Source organism: Priestia sp. SB1 (genome assembly GCF_038898415.1).
In genome coordinates, this window is the sequence record NZ_JBBJSS010000002.1 from 382629 (window position 1) to 405578 (window position 22950).

Genomic DNA, 22950 nt, shown 5'->3' on the forward strand with positions numbered 1-22950 from the left:
CAGTGTATTTAAAATTTTAAATATTATAGTTAGAAAAATGAAGTTAATAATGATTTACTTCAAATAAAAACTTAGAAAAAGAAAGAACAGAGAATTAACTATTAAAGGATAAACGTTAAAATCCTAGAGGAAAGATTAAGAGGTGAAAGAAAGAGAAGTTAGAAAGGAGGAGTGAGTGTGAATTACATTATGACTCCGCAAATTATAAACTTTCTTATAGTGACTGTAGTGTGCATTTTTATTTACTTAGGTGTAAACAGACACATTGAATCTATAAGCAGGAAGCTAAATGGAGATAACAAAAACCTTGTCGAAGGAAAATTAAAAGCGCTAAATCAGCTGATTGTATTTATTATTTACTTCTTTTACATATTAGATTTCTTTGTTGACGTAAAAGTGTGTGCGGCTATCTTAGTTGTACTGGTCGTTGCTACTCTAATTACTTTTAAAAATCAAATAAACTCGCAAGCAAAGGGTTATTTCACAATTGTGAATAATGATATAGCGGTAAATGATGAAGTTATAATAAACAATAAATATAAAGGGCGAGTTCAAAGTATTACGCTAAGTTCAGTTGAGGTGTTAGATATTAGTGGTGAAAAATTAATAATCTCGCATTCGGAGATTAATTTGATACAGAGATTCCCAAAGGAATACAGAAACGTTACTGTCAGTGTTGTATTAAGTACTGATGAAAACCCTGAAAAGGTAGAAGACATATTTATTAAATTAATGGAAAAGTTAAATGAGAAATTTAAGGATTATTTGTTTCAGGGGCCAGAAAGATTAGAAACAGCTACTTTTATTTATGAAGGTATAACTAATCTGAATACAAATAACCAAGGAACAGAATACTGTATTTCTGGAAAAGTTAAACCATTTAAAGTTGAAGAGATACAAAAGAAGTTAAATAGAGAAATAGCGGTATGCTGCTACAAAAATCAATTAAAAAAACCGGAAAGATAAAACTTTATAAAAAAGTTTCAAATTAAAAGAATGGGTAATCCCCCATTCTTTTAATTTGAAAAAATTTTATTTACTTCGTATATGCGTTCATATTGTTGAATTAATTGCTCGAAATCTTTAATAAGTGATTTGCATAGTCTTTCGTTTAAGGTATCCGTTTGTATCTCAATAGTAATAATGGCGTTATAAATAGAGTGATCATTAATATAATCGCTAGTTACAGCGTGGAGCAGAATACCGTTGTATTTTTCTAAAGAGATAATAATATTGCTCATAACATATTTTCTATCAATAAAACTTGGGGTAAACCAATGTAATGTAAATGTGGGTACAGAATAAAAATCGGGTTCTAAAAAATAATTTAAATAGTTTTTGTGACTATGGTTATTGTAAAAATATAATTTTAATAGGGAACTGGTTTTAGGCATAGGCGTAATTCCCGCTTTCATTTAGGTTTTACATTATCTTTTAAGAATGAAAAATATAATTCCTTCCACAGAGTTTAGTTTATAAGAGAATTAGGGAAAGCAAAAAGGAAATGTCGTAAATCTCTTTTTCTTTTGTATTAAGTATGTATTGTAAGCCCCTTATAAAAATAAATTTTAATATCTTATCTGCGTTGTTTGTTCCTGTAATGAAAACGCCCTTAGGAGTCATTACGTATATTATTTGACCTTCGCCCAAGTGTATTGGTAAGGGTCGATTTTGAAGCTTTAATGGGTATTAAAAAAATATAGTAATTCCGAGTATTAGGTTGAAGAAACCATTAACTTTTTTATGTTTTTTCTATTTTTTCAATGTTTTGTTGGTATAGTCTTAAAAATAAGTTTTGATGGAGGTCATCTAATGACAAAACAATTAATTGAAAATCTAATGAAAAAACATAACATTAAAATTGGGCACGGTAAGGGTTCTTTTGAAGGTGAATACTGGATAAGCCTTAAAATTAAGGATAAACAAGAAAAAGAAAGAGACTACAAAATTACTTATTATAAAGATAAAGGCAGTATTCAAGCGACTATTTACGATAAAGGTCAAGAAGATATATTTGCATATAGATCATTACTTGTGTTTCCTCTGCTAGCGCTGCAAAAGATTGCCTATAAAGAACAGAGAAAGTTTAAAATTAATTCTTCTTATAAAAACAGATCAATTTTAGACGCTTACGTGGACTATGATCCAAATGATAAAAGAACAATTCGTTCGTTAAATGATCGTAAAATTTTTGAGTGGATGAAAATCCTTGAGATTGTTACTAATCATCCTTCGGTACATAATATAATCAAAATCACTCCAAATATTTTGTTTAAGACAATAACTGGTGAGACTTTAGAAATTAAATGGGATGATTATTCTTATGATGATTCTTATAAAATTAAACAATTAGAAATAAACCATACGCCTGAAAGGATTAGTTATAACAATTTAGAAGAATACCTTAACAAGTATGTGATTCCGGAAACTGTACTTTTGAAAGCGATGGAGAAGTTATCGAGTAATAATGCAGAAAACTTTTCCAAAGTGGAAGTTCAAGCTCTTCTAAATAGGGTGGTTGGGATTTCTTATGAAGAAGGCGAAAATGATCTTCATCATATTAACTCTAATAGTTATTATTTCGAAAATGCTGACAGTGTTTTGTTTGTAGAAGCTAAAGATAAGGATTGTTTAACTTTGAAAAGTTCTTAAATAACAACGGTTTATAAAGAAAAAAAGCTATTCATTAATGAATAGCTTTTTTAATTGATTTTAAAGATAAATTGGGTATAAAGAATTTAGGCATAAATATAGAGAGCCGACTTTCACATTTCACAAGGGAATTACCCTTGTTTTTTTCTATCCAAAAATGCTAGTTAGTTCGTAAGTGTTGAGGAGCTGATGTATGAGGATTGGTAACTCTTTAATAAAAGAATCATTTGATGGTGTTGTAGGGATAAACCAATAGCCGTCCTCTAAAAAAATTACTCTTAGAGATCTTTCGTTCATAAAGTAATCTCTAATAATGATACTTGAGTTTTCTTTATCATACGAAACGCCGATAGTGTATTTAGTTTGTTTGCCTAGCTGAGAACCAAGATAATCCACAAAAATGCGTGCGATGTCTTTTTCTAAATAGGGAATTTTTAATTTACCGGAGTTAGTAAATCCATATGCTTTAAGAATGTCAAAAAAGTCATTTACATCTTCTAATGGCTTAGACTTAATTGAAAAACAGGATTGTTGAGTAGATATAGCTCTATGAGGGTTTATAAACCATTTCTCTTCGAAATAAGAGTCTGAGTTATGGAAAGCAGGTTTAATTACAAAATCATTTGATGCAACATCTATTTTTGTGGAGAAATAATTATCCTTGTGATAAAAGTAGTGTTGTTCATTGGCAAGGGGGGATTGAAGACGATTTATAACCAACTTGTTAAAAGAATGATATCCGGTTTCTGTTACGGAAAGTTTCACGTAATAACACCTACTTGTTTAGTTTATTTTATTTTTTAATTAGATTAAAAACAAGAAAAGAAAAAAGGAACGTTTTTTCCAATACTTAAATTTAGTTATAGAGAAACTAAATTGAGGAGGAATGAATGTTGTTAAAAAAGAGATACCTGCTTGTAGGTGCAGCGGTTCCGTTACTAATACTTAATGGTTGTTCTATTGGAGATAGTACAGAAACAAGAGATATACCAATTGAAAAGGTAGATATGTCTCGTTATGCGAGTAAGACTGCTAATGGAATCTTCGATGGAGTACTAAACACTAAATTTGTTGATATAAAAATTAATGGGGAAGTAAAAATATTCACTGTAAATGACAAAGCAATTAAACAATTGAAAAATTTAAACGAAGGTGATCAAATTCAATTTGTTTATTCATTGAATGGAAAAACAATTCAGAATGAGCTTCAAAGTATTGTTCAAGTTAACGGACAAGAAGTGGAAAATCTTACTGAAGAGCAAAAACCAGTAAAAAACAATTTAGAAGCAAAGAAAAAGGTGAAGGAAGAAAACGGAATAGAGATGGAAGTTAATTACCCAAATACAACAAAAATAGTTGGAGCTGAAAAAAACAGCTTTATAGATGGTACTTTTAACGTAATCGATACATATGATTGGAGCAATCAAACGTTAAAGAAAGATGAAACAGAAATTCGTTTCCACACAGTAGTAGATACTATAGAAGATGATATACAGAAAGAACGTTGGCGTGCTGCTGACATCTTAAAAGAAATAGGTGAACTTCACGAAAAAAAAGAAAGTAATCGTGAAGGAGTAAGATTTATTTTTTACGCCCAAAATGACGATGAATACAAAGAAATAATGGTTTTAAAAAATAAATACGGATATTTACGAGTTGAAACAGATACTCCATATGATGAAAAAGAGGATACAATCGCTGAAGTCACAGCAATGCTAGACACTATAGAATAAGGTGCTTACTTGCACCTTATTTTTCTTTTTGAAAAGAAAAAAGGAACTGACGTATAAAGTATGTACAGATGGGAGGGGGAGTATGGGTAAAAAAATATATTACATAGTATTAGCTATAGTTGTCTTGTTAATTATAGGAGCCATATATAATTATCTTTCTTTCACACATATTGCGCCTGGTTTAAAGGATGATGTGCCGAAATATTTCGTGTGATAACCTTTTACAATTAAGATAGTAGAAATTATAGTTTCTCTCCTTTTTCTTTAAATAGGTACTAAAATATGAGCAGTAACAAATTAAATTTCTGCACACTGTTAAATCTTAAATATTTATTTAGACTAGAACTTTTTGTTGAAAAGTATATAATGAAAGGCATAAAGAGTATTGTCTGATTGAAAATTTTTAACTAATAGTAAAGATATGTCTTATAGGACGTTTAATTTTAAAAAACAAATAGTTTGTTGCTACCCTAGAAATAACGGAGAGGATGTTAATAATGGCAAGACCAAAAAAACAAGAATTGGAACAGGGGAAAATTAAAGAACTAGAGAAACTTGTTGATCGAGAGAACAAATGGTTAACACAAAATCAAAACGGTAGTGTTCATTTTAGACCAGAATCTGATGAAGAACTATTAGTTGTCCTAAGAAATATTGAAGAAAAAATGTCCGATGACGTTAAAAGAAGAATAGAAGTATATTAAGATTAAAAAGCCTTTAGAAAACTAAAGGCTTTTTATTTATGTTAGGCGACTTTTGTAGTAACCATTGGAAACCGAGCTCCAAAGGTACGGATAGCTGTTTTCTCGCCGGTTTGTACATTTTTTATAACTATACAATACTTATATCTTTTTATGAAATTGTAAACGTCATCGTTAAACCATTTACTTTGAATGAAACATAAATATTCTTCGTTAGACATTTCAATTAGCGGTGCAGTTAATTTTCGATTCTCATAAAATGTTTTCTTGTTAATGTCCTTGTTAACCTTTCCGCTCCAAGCTTCTCTTTCCATAATAATTCCTCCTTTTTTATATAATCTTTCTCTACATAAAGTGTAAGTCAAAAAAATCTAAAAAGTAAAAATGAGCTAATTTTATTTTCATCTTTTTTGGTTTTTCTCCAAATTTTATAGCAGGTAAGTAAAATGAAGAAAACATCACAAAAGGAGAGGGAACTTAATGGAGCAGTTACCTATAAAAGAAATAGATTTTAGAGATCTTGAGGAGCAATGGTGTAATTTAATTTGGAAGTTTTCAAGGGAGTTAAAAAAGAATATAGGAATGTCTTTTAAAATTGAGGACATTTACAATATGGGGCTATATGGTCTTTGGAAAGCGCAATTGCGTTATAAAGAAGATAAAGAAGCAAGTTTTAGTACATTCTTATACTCCAATTTACCTTATTATATGAGAAATGAAATTTTATTTGAAATAGCATTTCAGTCCCGCCTTAAAAAGAATCAATACCTTAAGAAAGTACGTGTTAAAAAAATATTGAAAGAGAAGGAGGCAAATGATTGGTCTTGGGAACAAACTAAACAAGAAAGTATGTTATCTGAAAAGGATTGGATAAATGCTTATGCTTGGGATAAGGGAGATATTAGTTTATCTTGGGATGCAGGTGAAGAGGATGAGATGGAAAAGATTTCGAAATTAGACCTAATAGCATCTAGCGAATTTCTAAATATAGAAGAACAAATAGCCGATAAGGATATATTAAATAAAGTAACTTCGAAATTGACCGATGCAGAAAGGGATATATTTAATTACAGAATAAATTTAGAATATACTTTAAGAGAAACTGCTCGAGAATTAAATATCAAAAGAAGTACCCTTCAATATAGAGAGAAAAAATTAATCGAGAAGATTAAAAAAATACTTATAAAAGAACAAATCCCAGCAGCTTAACGTTGCAGGGATCTTTTTTTAATTATTTAGTTACAAGTTGAGAGTAAAGTTTTTTGGTTTTATGATTAGCGACCGCTAAATCAATTAATTGAGTAATTAAGTCTTTATATTCAATGCCAATGTCTCCAAATAACATAGGGTACATACTGTATTTAGTGAAGCCCGGCAAAGTATTAATCTCGTTAACCATAACGCGATTTGCTGCTTCCTCAGAATAAAAGAAATCAATTCGAGATAAGCCTTTTACGTTAATGACTTTCGCTACCTTTTCGGCATATATACGAATTTCCGTTTCAACTTCTGGAGGAAGTGATGTAGGAATAAGCATTTTGTTACCTTCGGTAGAAACGTATTTTGCATCGTAGTCATAAAAGTCTGCTGCTGTTTCAATTTCACCAATTGATGATAATGTGTAAGGGCCGTTTCCTAATACACCAATTTCCACCTCACGGGCTTTAATGAATTCTTCAACTATGACTTTGTTATCGTGTTTGAATGCAACTTCTAAAGCGTGTAGCAGCTCTGTACGGTTAGTTGCCTTATTAATTCCTACGCTAGACCCAAGGTTAGCAGGTTTGATAAAACAAGGGTATCCTAACTCTGTTTCAATGTCTGTTAAAATGCTATCTTTTGATAAAGTATAGTCGTTTTCGTAGAAATACTGATATTGGCCTTGAGGAATATTGTTTGCTACGAAAAGATCCTTGGTAGTTCCTTTATCCATACTAACAGCTGACTCTAACACACCGCATCCCACATAGGGAACGTTAACGTAATCTAAGATTGACTGTAGGCGTCCATCTTCACCAAAAGGACCGTGTGTGATAGGGAACACTACATCTACAAGTGATTCAAGTTCAAAAGGATTGAAAGCAGTAGGGTGTGTCACAACTAATTGCGACTCCGTACTTGGTGCTGCTTGAAGTGTTCCTTGTTCAAACCACTTGTTTTCCTTATTAATGAAAATAGGTTTTGCGTCAAATTGAGTGTAATCTATGTTAGATAAAATATTGAATGCGCTTTTAATTGATACTTCGTGTTCTCCACTAGCACCACCATAAAGTACTGCAACTGTGCGTTTCATTATAACCTCTCCTAATTACTTATCTAATTTAAATGTAATACAGTTTGTGCGAGTTCTATAGGCATCTCTTAATTGAAAGTCTAATTGTTTAGGGTGTAAATATTCGGCATATCCACATTTATTGCAAATAGTAGCGGGTATGTTTTTTACTAGGATTTCAAAGTTAAACATCTTATGAGTACGTTCAATTTTAATTTCTTCTGTGCTTCCGTTTTGGTTACATTTTGGACAAATGTTCATTTTTATCACTCCTTAAAAAATACATTTCATTTAACAAGATTTTTAAATGTATTTTCAAGAGGAGATTGTTATTTTTTTAAAAAAATAAATATTTTTCGTTGTAACCAGTAAATACAAACAGATTCAATAAGATCTTCCATCTTTCTAAGTGTGATAAATTCCTATATAGTCGCCGTGTTTATATACAAAAGATTCAACGTGATTTTTTATAGATATAGTTAAACTAATTTTTAGATTAGTTAAAATTACAATTGCATTCCTCAAAGTAATTCTCCTTTAAGATATAGCATTTTAAAAAGGAGGGATAAACCACTCCTTCGAATCCGCTACTCTCGTGGCGTGCTATTGCTTCCGGCTCAAAACCGGCAAACCCCTTTAGCCCAAAGGTTATAATCACTAGGATTTTACAGTATGAAATATCTTTAAATATAATTGTTTTGCTCTATTTTCTATGTTAAGCGCAGCATTATAGTCTCGATCAATTTCATTTGAACATCGTGTACACTTGTAAGTTCTTATATGTACAGGCATCCATCTTTTATTTCCGCACTTAGAACAGAGTTGACTAGACGGATAAAACCGCTCAACAAGAATTAGATGTTTACCTTTTTCCTCGCACTTGTACCTCAGCATATCAGCAAATTCTCCCCAACTGACATCAGATAAACTATTCCGAAGGTGTTTTTTCTTTTGTAAGTCTTGGATATTAATGTCCTCTATGCCTATAACATCATATGTATCGGTAAGGTAATGAGTGAATTTGTGTAAAAAGTCAATTCTCTGTCTGTGAAGCCTAGAGTATAATTGGTTAATTTTCTCTTTTTGTTTTATCCAACTAGTAGAGCCTTGTTGTTTAGTAGACAACTTATGTTGCTCAATATATATTTTTTCTTTCATTTGTTCGTAAAACCTTGGATTTTTTACAGATTTTCCATTTGAAAGAGAAGCAAAAGCTTTTAAACCAACGTCTATACCTATTGTTTTTAAATCAGAAGTCTTCTTTTGTGCTGGTTTTTTAGAGACCAGGAAATTAATATACCATTTTTTGTTTTTGTTATAAAGTTCAACCTTATGAATTTTAGATGGTAATTTTCTAAGATGTGATAGGCGAATGTTTTTACAAAAGGGAAGTGACACTTCATTTTTAAATGGATTATAAGAAAATTGTTTAAAGGAAAGGGGGAATGAAGCTTCGAGGTAGCCTGCTTCTTTTTGGAGGTTGTTTAATATTTGAGGAAAGATTAATTCCGTAAATAAAGGCGTGAACGATTGTTTTTTAAACATAGGATTTATTAATGAACGAAGCTGGGCTGCGGTTATACGATTGTCAGAAATTAAGTAGGGAGATAGGAGAGTGTAAGCTTTATTAATATGTTTTAACAAGTTGTCAAAGATAATTTCTTGCTTACTATTAAGTTTTAATAAAAATTTATAACTTCTAAAAAGCATTTTCAAAGCGCCTTTCTTAATTAAATATGATTTTTTAAATAAAGGAAAAATTTGATGTTATGATACTAAAAATATTTTAAGGATGGAGTTGTTTTGTAATGCTTAGAAAACAAGGTAGAATTCAGAAAAGTGATTACTATGATAGAGTGGATATTAAGATTCCAGTGGTAATGGATGAAAGAGATAAAAGAATTAAATACTTACATATACCAGAGGAACAGTTAGTTATTGAGTCAATTTTATATCCTTCAAAGAAAGAGATCTTAATTTATTTAAAAAACTATTTTCAAGTGGATAGTTTTCCTTTCAGTGTTCAAGAGAAAGAAAAGTTTAGTGAGTATATAAAGTACTCTGTTCATAGTGAAATGCGTGATTATAATCTGATATTTAAATGAAATTATTAGGATTAAATTCTTTAACTCCTAAAGGAATAAAATTCATTTCCTATATTACGTTTATACATTTTAGCCTATTTAAGATTTCTCTTAATAGGCTTTTATTTTTTATAACTAAATTTTTGAATTGTTAAGTTTGAAATTTCTTTTAAACATTTTTTATTATTTTCTTTGTCTCCTCTATATCATTAAAAGGTTAGAAAAACCCGCCTGAAATATTAAGCGGGTTTTTATTTAATCAAAAGAATTCTTGGATACCTTGTGCAATTGCGTTTGCAAACTTATCTTGGTAAGAAGGACTACCAATTTTGGCTGCGTCTGATTTATTAGTAACAAATCCGGTTTCAATTAGTGTAGCCGGAACTGTGCTTCCTCTTAAAACAGCAAAGTTAGCATAGTCTACAGGGCGTTTTTTCATTCCTGTGTCTTTAATAATCTCATCTAAAATTAGTGTGGCTAGTTTTTTGTCTCCGCGACTAGAGTTATACCAGAATGACTCTGCACCAGAAGCAGAAGCAGAACCAGAGTTAGCGTGAATACTAATAAAAGCATCAGCTTTCATTTTAGTAGCTAAGTGAGGACGACAAGATAAATCGGCGTTATATCCAGCATTTGAGCAAGCTGTATCCGAAGTACGTGTCATTACTACTTGAGCACCCTTAGCCTGAAGATAATTTCTAGTTTTAAGAGCAATTTGTAAGTTAACATCTTCCTCTGCCACAAAACCTTGAGCACCAGCGAATTGACCACCGTGTCCTGGATCAAGAACAATTAGTTTTCCTTTTAATTCCCCATTAGACTGAGTTGGTTTAGCTACAGATGGCTGTGCATCAACTAGATAACTAACGTTAGCATAACCAGAATAGTTACCGTATTGAACTTTAGCCCACCCGTTAACGACATCTGATACTTTTACAGAAGCTGAATATGGGATTTTAACTACAATTTTGTTTTGGACTCCGCGCCCTGTTCGAAGATTTAGACCATCAGCGGCATTTACATATTTAGTAGCTGTGGCTACAGAAGAAGTAGTAGATGTCTTTTCTACAGGTTTTGTTACTGGAGAGCTAACAGTAGAAATAGAAGTAGAAGTGGAAGTAGAAGCAGTGGATTTACTTAGGTAACTTGAGTACACATATCCCTTCTTACCTTCAGAAGTGGTTACGTAAGCCCATTTACCGTTATACGAGTGCACAATAACGTTGGTTCCTTTTTTTAAGAAATCAACTTCTTTGTGATTTGCTCCAGGTCCATTACGTAAAGTTAACCAGTAAGCTGTAACAGTTTGTGTCTCTTCGACACTTGAAGTTTTTAATGGAGTAGAACTGGCTTTTGATAAATAACTAGAATATACATAACCAGTTTTTCCATTTACCGATACTTTAGCCCAATTTCCTGTATATGAAATTACTTTTACCGTAGTACCTTTTTTCAAATAATCAATAGGTTGATATTTATCTCCTGCGCCATTACGTAAAGTTAACCAATATGGAGTAACAGAGCGTAATTCATCGCTAACCGTAACTGTTTTTAAATAATAATCTGAAATATAACCTTTTTTACCATTTCCAAACTCTATGTAGTCCCATTTGTTTCCGTCTTTAAGAACATTAACAACCTCGCCTTTTTGAAGCCAGTCAACAATCTTATAATTTGTTCCTGGGCCTGTTCTTACGTTAAGGGAAGGTGATGTAACTTCTTTTTGTGTTTGAGCCTCAACCTGAGTAGTAGATTGAATTAATGCTGCTGAAGGGATGACAAGGGACATCGCCATTAGACTTTGTGTAATTTTTTTCATTAGGTATTCCTCCTAGGTCCTATTTTTTGAGCATCCTATGTTTTGATTGTTAATTCCTCATAAAATAGTTCCTTGAAAAAAATAAAAAAATTAATTCGCATATTTTTAAGTGTAAAAAAATGAAATAGAATGTAAAAAGCTAAAAGGGGGATCACCTATGAAACTGACCAAAAAAGAAGTATGGCAGAAGATTAAGCAAAGACCATTTAAATTCCCGTTAAAAGAAGAAGTTTTTTCTTTAATTGAAGAGAATTTTGATAGAGTAGATTTTGTATTAGATCACGTAGGAATTAGAGATTTTTTATTCATTGTTGAAGACACTCCTAATTTATCGGCTTTTACTGCTAATCTTTTTACAACAATAAATGTGGCCTGTGAAAAAGACTATTCTTTTAAAAAGAATCTTGAGCTGTCTCTTTATAAGTACAACAGCGATACGAGCACCTCGTTAAAAGCTATAAAAGAGTTATTCAAAGATACAGAACGAACGCTTTATGTGGGTGTAGGGTTTAAGGAATCTCAAAAGATAGATCAAGCGAAGTTTACAGAAGAAATACTGAGTGGTAAGTATACAACTCAAGAAGAAGTGTTAAAAGCTTTGAGGGATTTTCCAGAGTGGTATGCAAACTATGCCAAGGATCCAAATAACATTAGCTTTATAACTGTCAAAGCAGAAAATTTTATTAATGATGTGCTGAAACCATTAGAAAAATTCTATATACAAAATCAAATAAATAGTATTTTGTTAAAGCGCCGTTTAACAGAGAATGATAAGTTACTGCTAAAAGACTTAACGACATACATAACAAATTAAATAAAAGAGCACACAAGGCTACTTGTGCGCTCTTTTATTAGTTAAGAAGGGGTAAAAGATTAATGTTTAATTTATCTTTCAGCTATAGTTAGTTGGTGTCACAATTTTACTTGTTCGCTGATAATTAACGAAAACATCTTCAACTCTTATATAGTAAGAAAACATTGTATCTCTATTTTCTGAAATGCTCATAAATGTCATATCTTCTTCGGGTATTTTAATGTACTTTGATGTTAGCTGAATGACTGAATTAAAAAGAGATTTTAAGTTATTTTCATCATCTTTAAACAATTGCAGTCCCTTATTATGTGGAATTTCATCGTGTATATTCTCGAAAAGCAAGATATAAGGAGAGATTCTTGTCTCATTCTGAAGTTCACACCCGTATTTCTCAGCCGCAAAACCTACAATGCCCCAGCTTTCTGCCAAATTATCAAGACTAAAGAATAATTCTGATTTTATATAGGGGTTCCATATTGCAAAATAGGTAAATTCAGCAACTCCAATTACAGCTTCAATATTATTTTCTATTTTTGAGATGTTAAAGTAGATGGTTTCTCTTCTGTCATTTTTAGTAAAGCTATCGTTATTGTAGCACTCAGTAATGCTGTATGGACCACTTCCAAGAAAGTTGGGTAAGTAGGGAAGTTCTTCTTCTTTTTTATATGGAATTCTTTGAATCTTGTATTCAGAACCCTTTGCCTCAAACTTCACACTATTATTTTTATTGTTTCTAATAGGAAGGAATTTTTTGCTTGGAATATCACCCTCCGATAACGAAATCTTTATATCATAATGAAAGTTTTCATACCTGTGACAAACTATTGATGGAGTTAATGAACCAAAATCCGTTTCGTAATAAGAGCCACCAACCCATTCAGTTATCCGTCTTTCCTCTAACCACTCATTAAGGAAAATATCAGCAAGGTTTTCATTTGAGAAATTACCAATATTCACCTCAAAACTTTCAACAGTATCGTTCTCAAATTGTACGGTGAAAGTAACTTCTTGACCGTCTTCTGTTAAGTTTGATCCAAGAACATAGCCTACGAACTCGTTTTCAATCTCTATTTCTATGTTTAGTATGCGTTCCAATTCAGAACGAGAAATTCCAGCCTTTAATGGAACGTCCTCGACTGTTATAAGGCCACTTTTAATTTGCTTCGTATTAACAATCATAACTTAATCCCCCTTAACTATTCCGTGCGCTAGTATTTATAAGTATAATCCTGATTTATCCAGCGAACAATATTTAATTTTCGGAAAATTATACTCTGTCGGGATAACTAGTAAATATTGCGAAATAACAGTTTTTCTACATCTATAATTTGTTGTAATTCTCTTTTTGTGACCGCTATTTACAAAGCGTAAAAAAGTAGCAGGGATCAATGTCCTTACTACTTTTTAGGTTAGAACTAATTTATCTTTCAAATAGTTCTAAAATGTTTTCAGCTTTTGTCACTGGGAAATCGTAAAGATAGAGTTTCGTCAAGAAATGTACATACATCTCTTGAGAGGGTCTGTCTTCGCCAGTTAAGTGACATTCTTTCATAATTCGATTGTGTATTACCTCAAAGCAAGCTATTAATTCATCATCATAACTAGTACCGCTATACTGTTTTAAATCAAATAGAGCTTCATATGCTGGTCCACCTTCTTTATAGCAGCGTTTAGATAAGTACGCATCTATACTATCCGATATTCTTGTTATACGAGCGGATAAAGGGATTTCTTTACCATATAGACCAGCAGGATAACCACTACCATCTATATTACAGTGATGGTATTTGGCCGCCTCCACAATTTCAATATCAGCGTTAACCTTTTCTAATATTTCGGCTCCACCTTGGGAGTGCTTTTTCATCTCGTTATACATCATTAATGTATAAGAACCTGGATAGTTAATAAAATCGTAGCTCATTCCGAGCTTTCCTACGTCGTGAAACAAACCTGATTCAAACATTGTTCTTAAATCATTAGGGTCCTCGACTCCAAGTTCTTTAGCAATAGCATAATTAAATGCAGCTGTGTGAAAAGAATACTTAAACGAATCCTTATCGTGTCTTCGCAATAATACTAATACATCTTTTTTGGAGGTGGTCTTTGAAAAGTCTATATAACTATAATCATACAGAAATTTTTTATTTTGATTCAAGAGAATCACCACCTTATAAAACGAAAAACTGTATAAAGATTATAACTTAGTTTTTCATTTTTTAAAGTATTTCGTCCAAAAAATAGTAAGTGTATGTGTGAGGTGATTACGTGAATATAAGAGATGTATTAGAACTTTATAAACAACATATGAAAAATAAAAACTTAGCAGATAGTACGTACAATCAATATGTAAAAGAGTTGGGTTATTTTATTAGATTTTTAAGTGATCATCATATAGAGAGTGTTAATCAAATCAAAGCCATACATATTGATATGTTTAATGCGCAGCTTATTAGAGAAGGGAATAAAGCAACTACTCGCTCCAGAAAGAAGTCTATTATCAATAAATACTTTGATTATTGTGTAAAGATGGAGATTATAGAAAAAAACCCTTCAAACATTATTGGTAGTATTAAGGTGACAGATGATGATCGTAAGAAAAAAGATATTCTAACAGATAAAGACAAAGAAAAAATATTAAAGAAAATAGAAAAAAAGAGTAAGTTTAAATTAAAAAATAAGTGTATAGTACAAGTTTTATTATACTGTGCTGTTCGTGTCAGTGAATTATGTGGTTTGAAGTGGGAAGATATTGATTTTCAGAACAAAACAATCTCTATAAAGGGTAAGGGACGTAAAAACAGAAGGGTTCCGCTATTTAAGGAACTTGAAGACGATCTTAAAAAGTTAAGAAGCGAACAAGTGCCCAAATCAGAATTTGTTTTTACTGCAAAGAATACAGGGAACCCAATGAAGCCTCGAAGTGTCCACGATTTAATAAAGAAATATACAAGCTCCATTAATAAAAATATAGGTCCCCATAGGTTAAGAGCAACAGCGGCTACAGACTATCTGCGAGAAGGCGTAAATTTACGTTACATTCAAATGCTTTTAGGGCACGAAAGTCTTGCTACTACAATGTTATATATGAATCCAGATGAGCAAGAAATGAACCAAGCGTTGCAGAGTGCAGCTAAAAATATGCGGAAAAAAGGGAAAAAGAAATAATTTAAAAATTGAACATAGAAGAATATCTATGTAGAGGTGACATAATTGGCTAGATCATTATATGACAGATTAAATTACTTGGAAGAACTTGAACAAGCTATTCGTGATACTGTAGAAGAAATTAAAACAGAAGCTAAAAAGGAAGCAATGACTCAGGTGCAGGATCTATTACAAAAAGGTAATAGTGATGAAGCTAAAAAATTAATTGATGAAATTGAAGAGTTAAAAACTTTAACTCCTTCTGTGAACATTCGCACAATACACGAATTTGTATTAACAATGCTGGATATGAGCTCAGAGCAAAGACGATTCACTGGTAACAACAGAAGCGGTATACAGTTCCACTATGAAAAGCCGGTTCAACAAGAAGATGTTAAAGATGTTATGAAAAGAAAAGGTTTCTCTTTTGTTGAGTATGTAGAAGGGAAATTAAAGTTTGAAAAAGATAATGAGTATTATTTTGCTATTGAAGTAGATGAAAAACTTGATACAAACAAGTTAGAACAATCCCTAAGTAACTCCGCTAAATTCTGTAATCTTGTACTTATAACAGATTCCGAATATGTAAAGAAAGAACTAAAGAACAAAGTAGAGAATTGGCTTAATAAAGCTGAAGATTATGAAGTGTTAAAGAAATATTTAACAATTCAATTGGGTTCTATGGAACACTTAAACAGAAAAGGAACAGTGCTAGAAAGAATGAACCTTGCTTAGTTCATCTGTAAGTTAAGTAACCATATTTACAACGGTGTTAGCAATGTGAATAATACATAAAATAATTTAGATGTATGTGAAAGGTGTTATATATGCTAAGAAAAGGTGTAAAGATTTTTAAATTCATAAACAAAAGATCTGCCTTGGATGTAACTCAGAATTTAGAATACTTTAAAGAGCGCACGGATAGAGATGAAAATGAGTACAAAGGAAATATTGTTATTTCTATTACTTCTAATAAACATTATTTAAAAGCATACATTTCCAAATCAAAGGCAAAGTCATTGTTTCAAAGTATTATAGATGGAAACTTTACAAAGCTTTATCCTAAGGGTTTTGTTGATTATGGCGGTAGTATTAGGGATGGAAAGGTAATTGCACGTACTTTAAAGATTGAAGCGTTAGTCAATCCAGATAATAACGATCCTTCAAAAAAGAAAGTTCAAATTGTATTTACTATTTCAGAAGGTCCAGGGCAAAAAACGCCAACAGGTGCTTACAAACCCGCAGGTAAATCAACAACGTTTGTACAATCTTATTTGGATCCAATTTCAATGAGAGAATGTGCGTTAGAAGTAACAAGTTATATACAAACAGCGGAAATTGTAGCTCAATTAATAGGTAAACCACTTCATACGTTTACTAGTGTGAGTCGTGAAATAGATAATGAAATTGGAATTCAAAATCTTATATCTTCTAGCGGTTCAGGAATAATGTCATCTTTATCAGATATAAAAAAGATTACAAACGAAGACCTAAAAATTTTAATGGCCGAAGTGCAAAAAGAGTACAAACAACGTGTAGAAGCGTATGCGAATAAAAGAGAAAATTAGAAGCCAAGTTTATTACTTGGCTTTTTTGTTGAGTATGTAGGGATTTTGATTATAAAAAGGAAGTAAATATGTAAGGAGAGTGAAAAGTAAAATTATGGTTAATCCATATGGTATTATAGGTTTAATTCTTTTAATTATGGCTACCGCATACTTTGTAGCTGCAGAATTTGCTTTTGTAAGAGTGCGTTCAAGTCGAATAGATCAACTTGCACAAGAAGGTAATAAAAAGGCTGTTAATGTTCAAAAAATACTTAATAACCTTGATGGGTATTTATCGGCCTGTCAGTTAGGTATTACAATTACTTCTTTAGGACTTGGGTGGTTAGGGGAACCTACTATTCAAACTGTTTTTAGCCCTTTATTAACAAAGTTGCCTTTAGGTGATTCATTATTACACGCACTAAGTTTTATTATTGCTTTCGCAGTAGTAACGTTCTTACACGTAGTAATAGGGGAACTATCTCCGAAATCTATAGCTATCCAAAAAGCAGAGTGGGTTTGTTTAACTCTTTCTTCAAGTATTATTGCTTTCTATAAGATAATGTATCCTTTTATTTGGATGTTAAATGGTTCCGCTAATCTTGTTATTAAAGCAATGGGTATGAAATCAGCAAGTGAGCATAGCGAAGAACATTCAGAAGAGGAAATAAAATTAATCGTTTCTACTAGTAACGATATAAATAGTGACGAAAAAACGATGGTTGAAAAAATATTTGAGTTTGACGAGACTATAACAAGAGAAGTTATGGTTCATAGAAAGGATATGAACTGTATCTATTTAAAAAATCCAATTGAAGTAACCCTTGAATATGTAGGAAACAACGCTTACACTCGTTATCCAGTTGTAGGGGAAGATAAAGACGATGTAAAAGGATACATAAACATTAGGGACTTATATACGAATGCAAGCAAAGGAAAAGGTCTAGATGGTATTGTTAGGGATATACCTAAAGTGTATGAATCTACGCCAATAAAAAAAGTGTTAACACGCCTACAAAAAGAGAAATCTCAAATTGCAGTTATTCTTGATGAATACGGTGGCGTTAGCGGCTTAGTTACAATGGAAGACATTATAGAAGAAATTGTTGGAGATATTCAAGACGAATATGATAATGAAATCGCTCCAATTAGAAAAGGGAAAAACAGATGGATTATAGAAGGAGATACTCACATTGATGATGTAGAAAATGCTACGGGGTACGCTTTTGAAGATAAGAAAGATTTAATTACTATTGGTGGATATGTAATGTCTAAGTTTGATTCTGAAGAACCTAAAATTAATACAAAATATGAAATAGATGGAAAACAAATAGAAATTTTAAATCTAGATAACAGTAGAATATTGTTACTATCTATTTACTTATAAAAAAGCCTGGAGATTTTCTCCGGGCTTTTTATTTACAACAAATCTAGTATCTAATTTATTTAATAGTCGCTTTAGCTTCTTGTTTTTTGATTTGACATCTGTAACGAAAAGTATTGCAGTAGCGAAAAATAACATAGCTATACTGCCTCTCTAACTTTAAATGCACTTACTGCTTTAATGATACTTCAAGTACTGATAGAACTCGATCTGTGAACGTGTCTAAAAAACGCAAACACACTTTTAAGTAGTCAGTAACCTCTTTTTCGGCCTTATCAACCTTGAAGTATAAAAAGCTATAATCTAAAACGTCTTTAAAATATATAGGTAATGCTTGAAAAATGCTTTTTTCGTGAACTACTTCGTTTCTGAATAAATATATAAAGCTCCAAGTGGGATTGTTATAGGGAGTAGTGTATCTAGCGAAGATGTCTTTTAATGGTTTTGATAGTTGACCACTATGAAATAAAGAAGAGACTGATACTTGTCTATTGTCTATGTCATAAGCCAAACAGTAGTTTAGCAAGTGCATTAGCATATCAACGGAGGAGCGTGTAGATACAAGAAAACTTTCTAGTTCAAAATAGATAGGCATTAAGTAAAAAAATTCATTTTTTCCGCTTGCTTTTTCAATAGAAAAATTTATATTGTTCAAGTGGTAAAGGTTCTTTTCTAACTTAAAAACTAAATTCTGAAACAACTCAAGAACTTTTTCCTGTTCTTCCTGCTTCGGAAATCTTTTTAGTATTTCCTTTTGATAGCGGTGTATATCGGTTTTGTACATAGGTTTCCTCCTTTTTGGAAATTTATTTAATTTTTATCCGTTTTTGCCGATTATATAAAGATAGATGGATTTGAAGAAGTATAATCATTTTCCGATTGGTTCGTCAATAAAACGGTTCTTTTTTTTCGAGGGGGTGCGAAAATGGCGGAGCTGGCACCTAATGATCGCGCAGGAGTTATCCAAGATTTAATTCTAAAAGGTAAACGTAACGGTTTATTAAGAACGTCTGATATTCGTCACCAGTTAGAGGAGTATAACTGGGATGAAAGTAAAGCTGAGCAAGTATATACAGTATTAAATGAAAAAATGGGAATTAATATTGTAAATGATGAGTCAGAAACTGAAGATTTAAGAGAGCAAGGAAAGATGATAACAATAAAAGATTTAATAATTGAAGAGCCAGAACAAGAAATAGAAATAGATGTAGATGACACGGTTCGAATGTATTTAAAAAAGATAGGTAAATATCGTATTTTAAATGCAGAAGAAGAAAAGATGTTAGCTAAACAAATTTTGGCCGGGGATGAGGATTCAAGAAAGCAATTGGCTCAGTGTAACTTAAGGTTAGTTGTGTCTATAGCTAAGAAATACATAAATAGAGGACTGGATTTTATGGATTTAATAGCAGAAGGTAACACGGGACTAATGAAGGCTATAGATAAGTTTGATTACACTAAAGGGTTCAAATTTAGCACGTATGCTACTTGGTGGATTAGACAATCTATTACAAGAGCCATTCCGGATCAGTCCAGGTTAATAAGAATTCCTGTACATATGTATGACACTATTAACAAGCTACGTAAATTTAATAAAGAGTTAACGCAGGCGTTTGGACGTGAGCCAAGTATTAAAGAATTGTCATTGAAGATGGAAATGACAGAAGAAAAAGTAGCGGAGATATATAAAATAGCATTAGATCCTATATCAATGGAAACTGCTATTGGAGACGATGAAGATAGCACGTTAAATGAATTCATATCAGATGATCGTCCTGATCCAGACGCATTTACTAAGCAACAAATGTTAAAAGAGACAATTGATGATGTATTAGAGTCTTTAACTCCCCAAGAAGCATTAGTTATTCGTCTACGAATGGGATTAGATGATGGAGAAACAAAAACGTTAGATCAAATCGGGAAAATATTCGATTTAACTAGAGAACGAATTAGACAGATAGAGGAGAGGGCTTTAAGAAAATTAAGGCATCCAAGTCGTTCTCAAAAACTAAGAGACTTCCTAAAATAAGGAAGTCTTTTCTATTTAACAATAGTATATATTAGGTCTAAATATAGAATCTATTAATTTTCTTAAAAAAATTAATAGATTCTATTTATATAAGAAGAAACTAGATGTTTATGCATAAAAACTAAAGAAAACTAGACTTGCATAAAAAAAATGCACTTTACATAAAAAATAATATATAGTATTATTAACTCAAATGGAAGAGGAGGAAAATTTTATGGCAAAAGTAGAATTAAGAGTAGCAACTGATTTAGGAAACAGTGAAGTAGCATTAATGGAGAGTGGACAATTAACCTTACAACCTAGTACGGTAGTAAAAACTAATAAAAACCCATTCTATGAAGATTTAGTTTTAGCAACTGCTGTAAAAGATATCTATAAGCAATTGGTAGTAAGTATTACTTCCCCAGCATTACAAGCACCGGCTTTATATTTAATAGGTGACTTTGCAACAGAGGGACCTGGATACTATACAAATACAGTTTTAGGCGCAACTCAAAAACATTCAAGTGATGTGCCAATCGTAATGGCTTTAGGTATGATTGCTGCTAAAGCAGTTCAAAAAGCATATGAAAAAGATCCAACCCTAAGTGAAGATATTACAGCAACGGTTGATATGACAACTGGATTACCAGTTCGAGAATTTAACCAAGACGTAGCAAAATTATTTGCATCACGTTTTATGAAAGGTATTCATATCGTTACTGTTATGCTTGGTAAAGAAAAACAAGTTAAGGTTGAAATAGATTTTGATTTTGTACAAGTATTTCCGGAAGCTATTCCTGTAGCATTTTCTTTAGCGTTTAACTCTGAAAATAATTACCGAAAAGGTGAAATTTTCAAAGAGTTTCAAGAGGAGTATGGATACAATCCGTTCTCTGGTGAATATTTCACAGATAAGCGCATTTTACATATTGATGTGGGAGACGGTACAACAGAATTCCCAATTACAGATGGTTTTAGCCCAAATCAAAAATTAGCACAGGGTACAAATAATGGAATTGGTCACGCTGCAGAAAACATCTTAGATGAATATGCAAGTAGAATTTTTGTATCTTCTGTTCAACGTCAGGATGTTTCAAAAGTTCTTAAACAAAAAACACATAAGTACCACAGTGTTGCAATGGAGTTAATTCAAGTGGAGCTTGAAAAACAAGCTCAAGAAATTATGCGTAAAGCAAGACAACAACTAGACACTGTGCAAAATAACATTGATGTTATTGTTGTATACGGTGGTGGAAGCATCTTGTTAAAGCCGCATTTATATGACTTATTAAAAGAGCTGTGCGAACAAAGACAAATTCAATTGTTCTATGTTCCTGAAGCATATGCTTCTACGTTATATGTTGAAGGTTTGCACAATACTCTTGTAAATGACGTATATGATGATATTAAAGCGGCAGTAAAAGAAGAAGAAAAAAAGGCTTTAAAATAATTAGTGGGGATTGATCGTTATGGGTAAAGAGAAAGTAAAAGTTTTACAACTTCGTATAACGGACAGTGTAGATCCTAAAATTGCTGAGTGGGTTAATGCACAAACACTTAGTTCATCTGATATTATAAAGTTCTTTATAGAATTTGATATTGCACTTAATGGTGGAATTAGAGATATGGCTGAAGTCATAACTTCGAAGAGAACAAAAGGATTTATGCAAAGTTATATAAATGCTTTAGTAAATAAATCGAATGATGAGCAAATAGAAACAATTTATGATCGTGATGCAGGAACAGTTATTAGAAGAGTTCCTGCACCTACTAACCAATCAACTGTGCATTCAAGTAATAATGTTGAACCAGTAGAAGAGGAAAAAACAAACCCTGTAATTACTAGACAAGTACAGGAGGAGGTTGCGAATAGTTCGCAACCTTCTATTCAAAATAAAGTTCAAACTCCTAGTGTAGAAGAATTACAGGCGCAAATAGCGCAGATGCAGGCACAGATGAAACAAAATCAAGCTAAAGAAGCACCACCTGTAGAAGAAAAGATTACTGATTCTGTAACAAGGACTCCGGCTCCTAAAGTGGATAAGGAAGAGCGAGTGCAAAGTAGTAATATTAATTCAGATGAAAATGTTGATGTTAAATCTGTAGAAGCAGGAAACGATAAAGAACCTAAAGAAGCCAAAGGAAATGATCTTAGCGCTTTAAAAAAGACCTTTAATGTTAAGGAATGGATGTAAAAGACAACATTTAAGTAATAAGGTTCCTAATTTATAGTTAAGTAATAAAAAAACGTATCTTTAATACTAATATTAAAGATACGTTTTTTTATTTTAGATTTACATTTTGTTGCAGTTTTTCTTCTAATTCCTTTAAGTCGTTAATACCAAAGAACTTTAAAAATTCATTAGTAGTTAAATAACCTTGCTCCGTTTCTTTTATAAGTCCCATTGATAAAGCAGATTCAATACCACTATCCGGATTTTTAATATTTCTATATCTGCCAATTTTAGCTTTTTTAACAGGTAGAGAGGTTTCAAGTTCAAACGTAGCTATTATAGTTACGGTTTCTAAAACCGGTCTTGAAAGAAATTCGTATTCTTTTGGAACAATAGGTTCTATTACCTCGTGGTATTGTTCGGAAGTCACCATTTCAAACCCACCCGCAACTCTACGTATACGAATTCCTCTTTGTTCATAATCCTTTTCTAATTCAGATATCCACCTACTAATAACACTATCTGATTGATTTAGAATTTTAGATATTCTCTCAGATGAAAGGGGTTCCTTAGCAACAAACAACAAAGATTCTACAGCGTGTTTATCCATATTAA

Annotated in this window: 25 protein-coding genes; 14 read left to right on the top strand and 11 right to left on the bottom strand. The window is 31.8% G+C overall.

Annotation, left to right across the window (positions count from 1 at the left end; all coding sequences use genetic code 11):
* Positions 1–177: 177 nt before the first annotated feature.
* The gene (locus WKH56_RS07330; protein WP_342835096.1) at positions 178–966 is read left to right on the top strand and encodes a hypothetical protein; all 789 of its coding nucleotides are present in this window, start codon (positions 178–180) and stop codon (positions 964–966) included.
* Positions 967–1016: 50 nt separating this feature from the next.
* On the opposite strand, the gene WKH56_RS07335 is transcribed toward WKH56_RS07330, so the two are convergent.
* Positions 1017–1415, bottom strand: a complete 399-nt coding sequence (locus WKH56_RS07335; RefSeq protein ID WP_342835097.1) for a hypothetical protein — start codon at positions 1413–1415, stop codon at positions 1017–1019.
* Between the two features lie 397 nt (positions 1416–1812).
* On the opposite strand from WKH56_RS07335, the gene WKH56_RS07340 reads away from it, so the two are divergent.
* The gene (locus WKH56_RS07340; protein ID WP_342835098.1) at positions 1813–2652 is read left to right on the top strand and encodes a hypothetical protein; all 840 of its coding nucleotides are present in this window, start codon (positions 1813–1815) and stop codon (positions 2650–2652) included.
* Positions 2653–2799: 147 nt separating this feature from the next.
* Here WKH56_RS07340 and WKH56_RS07345 read toward each other — a convergent pair whose 3' ends face one another.
* Complete coding sequence (locus WKH56_RS07345; RefSeq protein WP_316910445.1) at positions 2800–3417, bottom strand: hypothetical protein; 618 nt, start codon at positions 3415–3417, stop codon at positions 2800–2802.
* A gap of 128 nt (positions 3418–3545) precedes the next feature.
* On the opposite strand from WKH56_RS07345, the gene WKH56_RS07350 reads away from it, so the two are divergent.
* Complete coding sequence (locus tag WKH56_RS07350) at positions 3546–4385, top strand: hypothetical protein (RefSeq protein ID WP_342835099.1); 840 nt, start codon at positions 3546–3548, stop codon at positions 4383–4385.
* A 497-nt stretch (positions 4386–4882) separates the two neighbouring features.
* Positions 4883–5089, top strand: a complete 207-nt coding sequence (locus WKH56_RS07355) for a hypothetical protein (RefSeq protein ID WP_316910442.1) — start codon at positions 4883–4885, stop codon at positions 5087–5089.
* Positions 5090–5130: 41 nt separating this feature from the next.
* On the opposite strand, the gene WKH56_RS07360 is transcribed toward WKH56_RS07355, so the two are convergent.
* Entirely contained in the window at positions 5131–5400 is a 270-nt protein-coding gene (locus tag WKH56_RS07360) for a hypothetical protein (protein ID WP_342835100.1), read from the bottom strand.
* Between the two features lie 166 nt (positions 5401–5566).
* Here WKH56_RS07360 and WKH56_RS07365 point away from each other — a divergent pair, with 166 nt between their 5' ends.
* Positions 5567–6295, top strand: coding sequence for a sigma-70 family RNA polymerase sigma factor (locus WKH56_RS07365; RefSeq protein ID WP_342835101.1), 729 nt, complete (start codon positions 5567–5569; stop codon positions 6293–6295).
* Between the two features lie 22 nt (positions 6296–6317).
* On the opposite strand, the gene WKH56_RS07370 is transcribed toward WKH56_RS07365, so the two are convergent.
* The 3 genes from WKH56_RS07370 to WKH56_RS07380 form a co-directional block, all read right to left on the bottom strand.
* Complete coding sequence (locus WKH56_RS07370; RefSeq protein WP_342835102.1) at positions 6318–7379, bottom strand: D-alanine--D-alanine ligase family protein; 1062 nt, start codon at positions 7377–7379, stop codon at positions 6318–6320.
* 15 nt (positions 7380–7394) lie between these two features.
* On the bottom strand, positions 7395–7619 hold the full coding sequence (locus WKH56_RS07375) for a YgiT-type zinc finger protein (RefSeq protein WP_316910438.1): 225 nt from the start codon (positions 7617–7619) through the stop codon (positions 7395–7397).
* A 396-nt stretch (positions 7620–8015) separates the two neighbouring features.
* Entirely contained in the window at positions 8016–9068 is a 1053-nt protein-coding gene (locus tag WKH56_RS07380) for an RNA-guided endonuclease InsQ/TnpB family protein (RefSeq protein ID WP_342835103.1), read from the bottom strand.
* A 98-nt stretch (positions 9069–9166) separates the two neighbouring features.
* Between WKH56_RS07380 and WKH56_RS07385 the strand changes: the two genes are divergently transcribed.
* Positions 9167–9463, top strand: coding sequence for a hypothetical protein (locus WKH56_RS07385; protein WP_316910436.1), 297 nt, complete (start codon positions 9167–9169; stop codon positions 9461–9463).
* A 238-nt stretch (positions 9464–9701) separates the two neighbouring features.
* On the opposite strand, the gene WKH56_RS07390 is transcribed toward WKH56_RS07385, so the two are convergent.
* On the bottom strand, positions 9702–11261 hold the full coding sequence (locus WKH56_RS07390; protein WP_342835104.1) for an N-acetylmuramoyl-L-alanine amidase family protein: 1560 nt from the start codon (positions 11259–11261) through the stop codon (positions 9702–9704).
* A 157-nt stretch (positions 11262–11418) separates the two neighbouring features.
* Between WKH56_RS07390 and WKH56_RS07395 the strand changes: the two genes are divergently transcribed.
* Positions 11419–12075 (top strand): hypothetical protein, encoded by a 657-nt coding sequence (locus WKH56_RS07395; protein WP_316910434.1) that lies wholly within the window; start codon positions 11419–11421, stop codon positions 12073–12075.
* A gap of 78 nt (positions 12076–12153) precedes the next feature.
* Here WKH56_RS07395 and WKH56_RS07400 read toward each other — a convergent pair whose 3' ends face one another.
* Together WKH56_RS07400 and WKH56_RS07405 are read right to left on the bottom strand one after the other, a co-directional pair.
* Positions 12154–13254: a hypothetical protein gene (locus tag WKH56_RS07400; RefSeq protein WP_342835105.1), complete on the bottom strand. Its 1101-nt coding sequence runs from the start codon at positions 13252–13254 to the stop codon at positions 12154–12156.
* A 241-nt stretch (positions 13255–13495) separates the two neighbouring features.
* Positions 13496–14146 carry an HD-GYP domain-containing protein gene (locus tag WKH56_RS07405; protein ID WP_342835106.1) on the bottom strand — a complete coding sequence of 217 codons (651 nt, stop codon included), beginning with the start codon at positions 14144–14146 and terminating at the stop codon, positions 13496–13498.
* A 194-nt stretch (positions 14147–14340) separates the two neighbouring features.
* Here WKH56_RS07405 and WKH56_RS07410 point away from each other — a divergent pair, with 194 nt between their 5' ends.
* The 4 genes from WKH56_RS07410 (at position 14341) to WKH56_RS07425 (ending at position 18153) form a co-directional block, all read left to right on the top strand.
* Positions 14341–15240: a tyrosine-type recombinase/integrase gene (locus tag WKH56_RS07410; RefSeq protein ID WP_342835107.1), complete on the top strand. Its 900-nt coding sequence runs from the start codon at positions 14341–14343 to the stop codon at positions 15238–15240.
* A gap of 45 nt (positions 15241–15285) precedes the next feature.
* The gene (locus tag WKH56_RS07415) at positions 15286–15954 is read left to right on the top strand and encodes a hypothetical protein (RefSeq protein ID WP_342835108.1); all 669 of its coding nucleotides are present in this window, start codon (positions 15286–15288) and stop codon (positions 15952–15954) included.
* A 92-nt stretch (positions 15955–16046) separates the two neighbouring features.
* On the top strand, positions 16047–16787 hold the full coding sequence (locus tag WKH56_RS07420) for a hypothetical protein (protein WP_342835109.1): 741 nt from the start codon (positions 16047–16049) through the stop codon (positions 16785–16787).
* A gap of 79 nt (positions 16788–16866) precedes the next feature.
* A complete protein-coding gene (locus tag WKH56_RS07425; protein WP_342835110.1) occupies positions 16867–18153 on the top strand; it encodes a hemolysin family protein in 1287 nt (428 codons plus the stop codon).
* Between the two features lie 166 nt (positions 18154–18319).
* On the opposite strand, the gene WKH56_RS07430 is transcribed toward WKH56_RS07425, so the two are convergent.
* On the bottom strand, positions 18320–18934 hold the full coding sequence (locus tag WKH56_RS07430) for a hypothetical protein (RefSeq protein WP_342835111.1): 615 nt from the start codon (positions 18932–18934) through the stop codon (positions 18320–18322).
* A gap of 141 nt (positions 18935–19075) precedes the next feature.
* Between WKH56_RS07430 and rpoD the strand changes: the two genes are divergently transcribed.
* The 3 genes from rpoD (at position 19076) to WKH56_RS07445 (ending at position 22356) form a co-directional block, all read left to right on the top strand.
* Positions 19076–20179 (top strand): RNA polymerase sigma factor RpoD, encoded by a 1104-nt coding sequence (rpoD, locus tag WKH56_RS07435; RefSeq protein ID WP_342835112.1) that lies wholly within the window; start codon positions 19076–19078, stop codon positions 20177–20179.
* Between the two features lie 214 nt (positions 20180–20393).
* On the top strand, positions 20394–21611 hold the full coding sequence (locus WKH56_RS07440; protein ID WP_342835113.1) for a ParM/StbA family protein: 1218 nt from the start codon (positions 20394–20396) through the stop codon (positions 21609–21611).
* A 19-nt stretch (positions 21612–21630) separates the two neighbouring features.
* Entirely contained in the window at positions 21631–22356 is a 726-nt protein-coding gene (locus tag WKH56_RS07445; RefSeq protein WP_342835114.1) for a hypothetical protein, read from the top strand.
* Positions 22357–22444: 88 nt separating this feature from the next.
* Here WKH56_RS07445 and scpB read toward each other — a convergent pair whose 3' ends face one another.
* Positions 22445–22945 (bottom strand): SMC-Scp complex subunit ScpB, encoded by a 501-nt coding sequence (scpB, locus tag WKH56_RS07450; RefSeq protein WP_342835115.1) that lies wholly within the window; start codon positions 22943–22945, stop codon positions 22445–22447.
* Positions 22946–22950 lie beyond the last annotated feature (5 nt).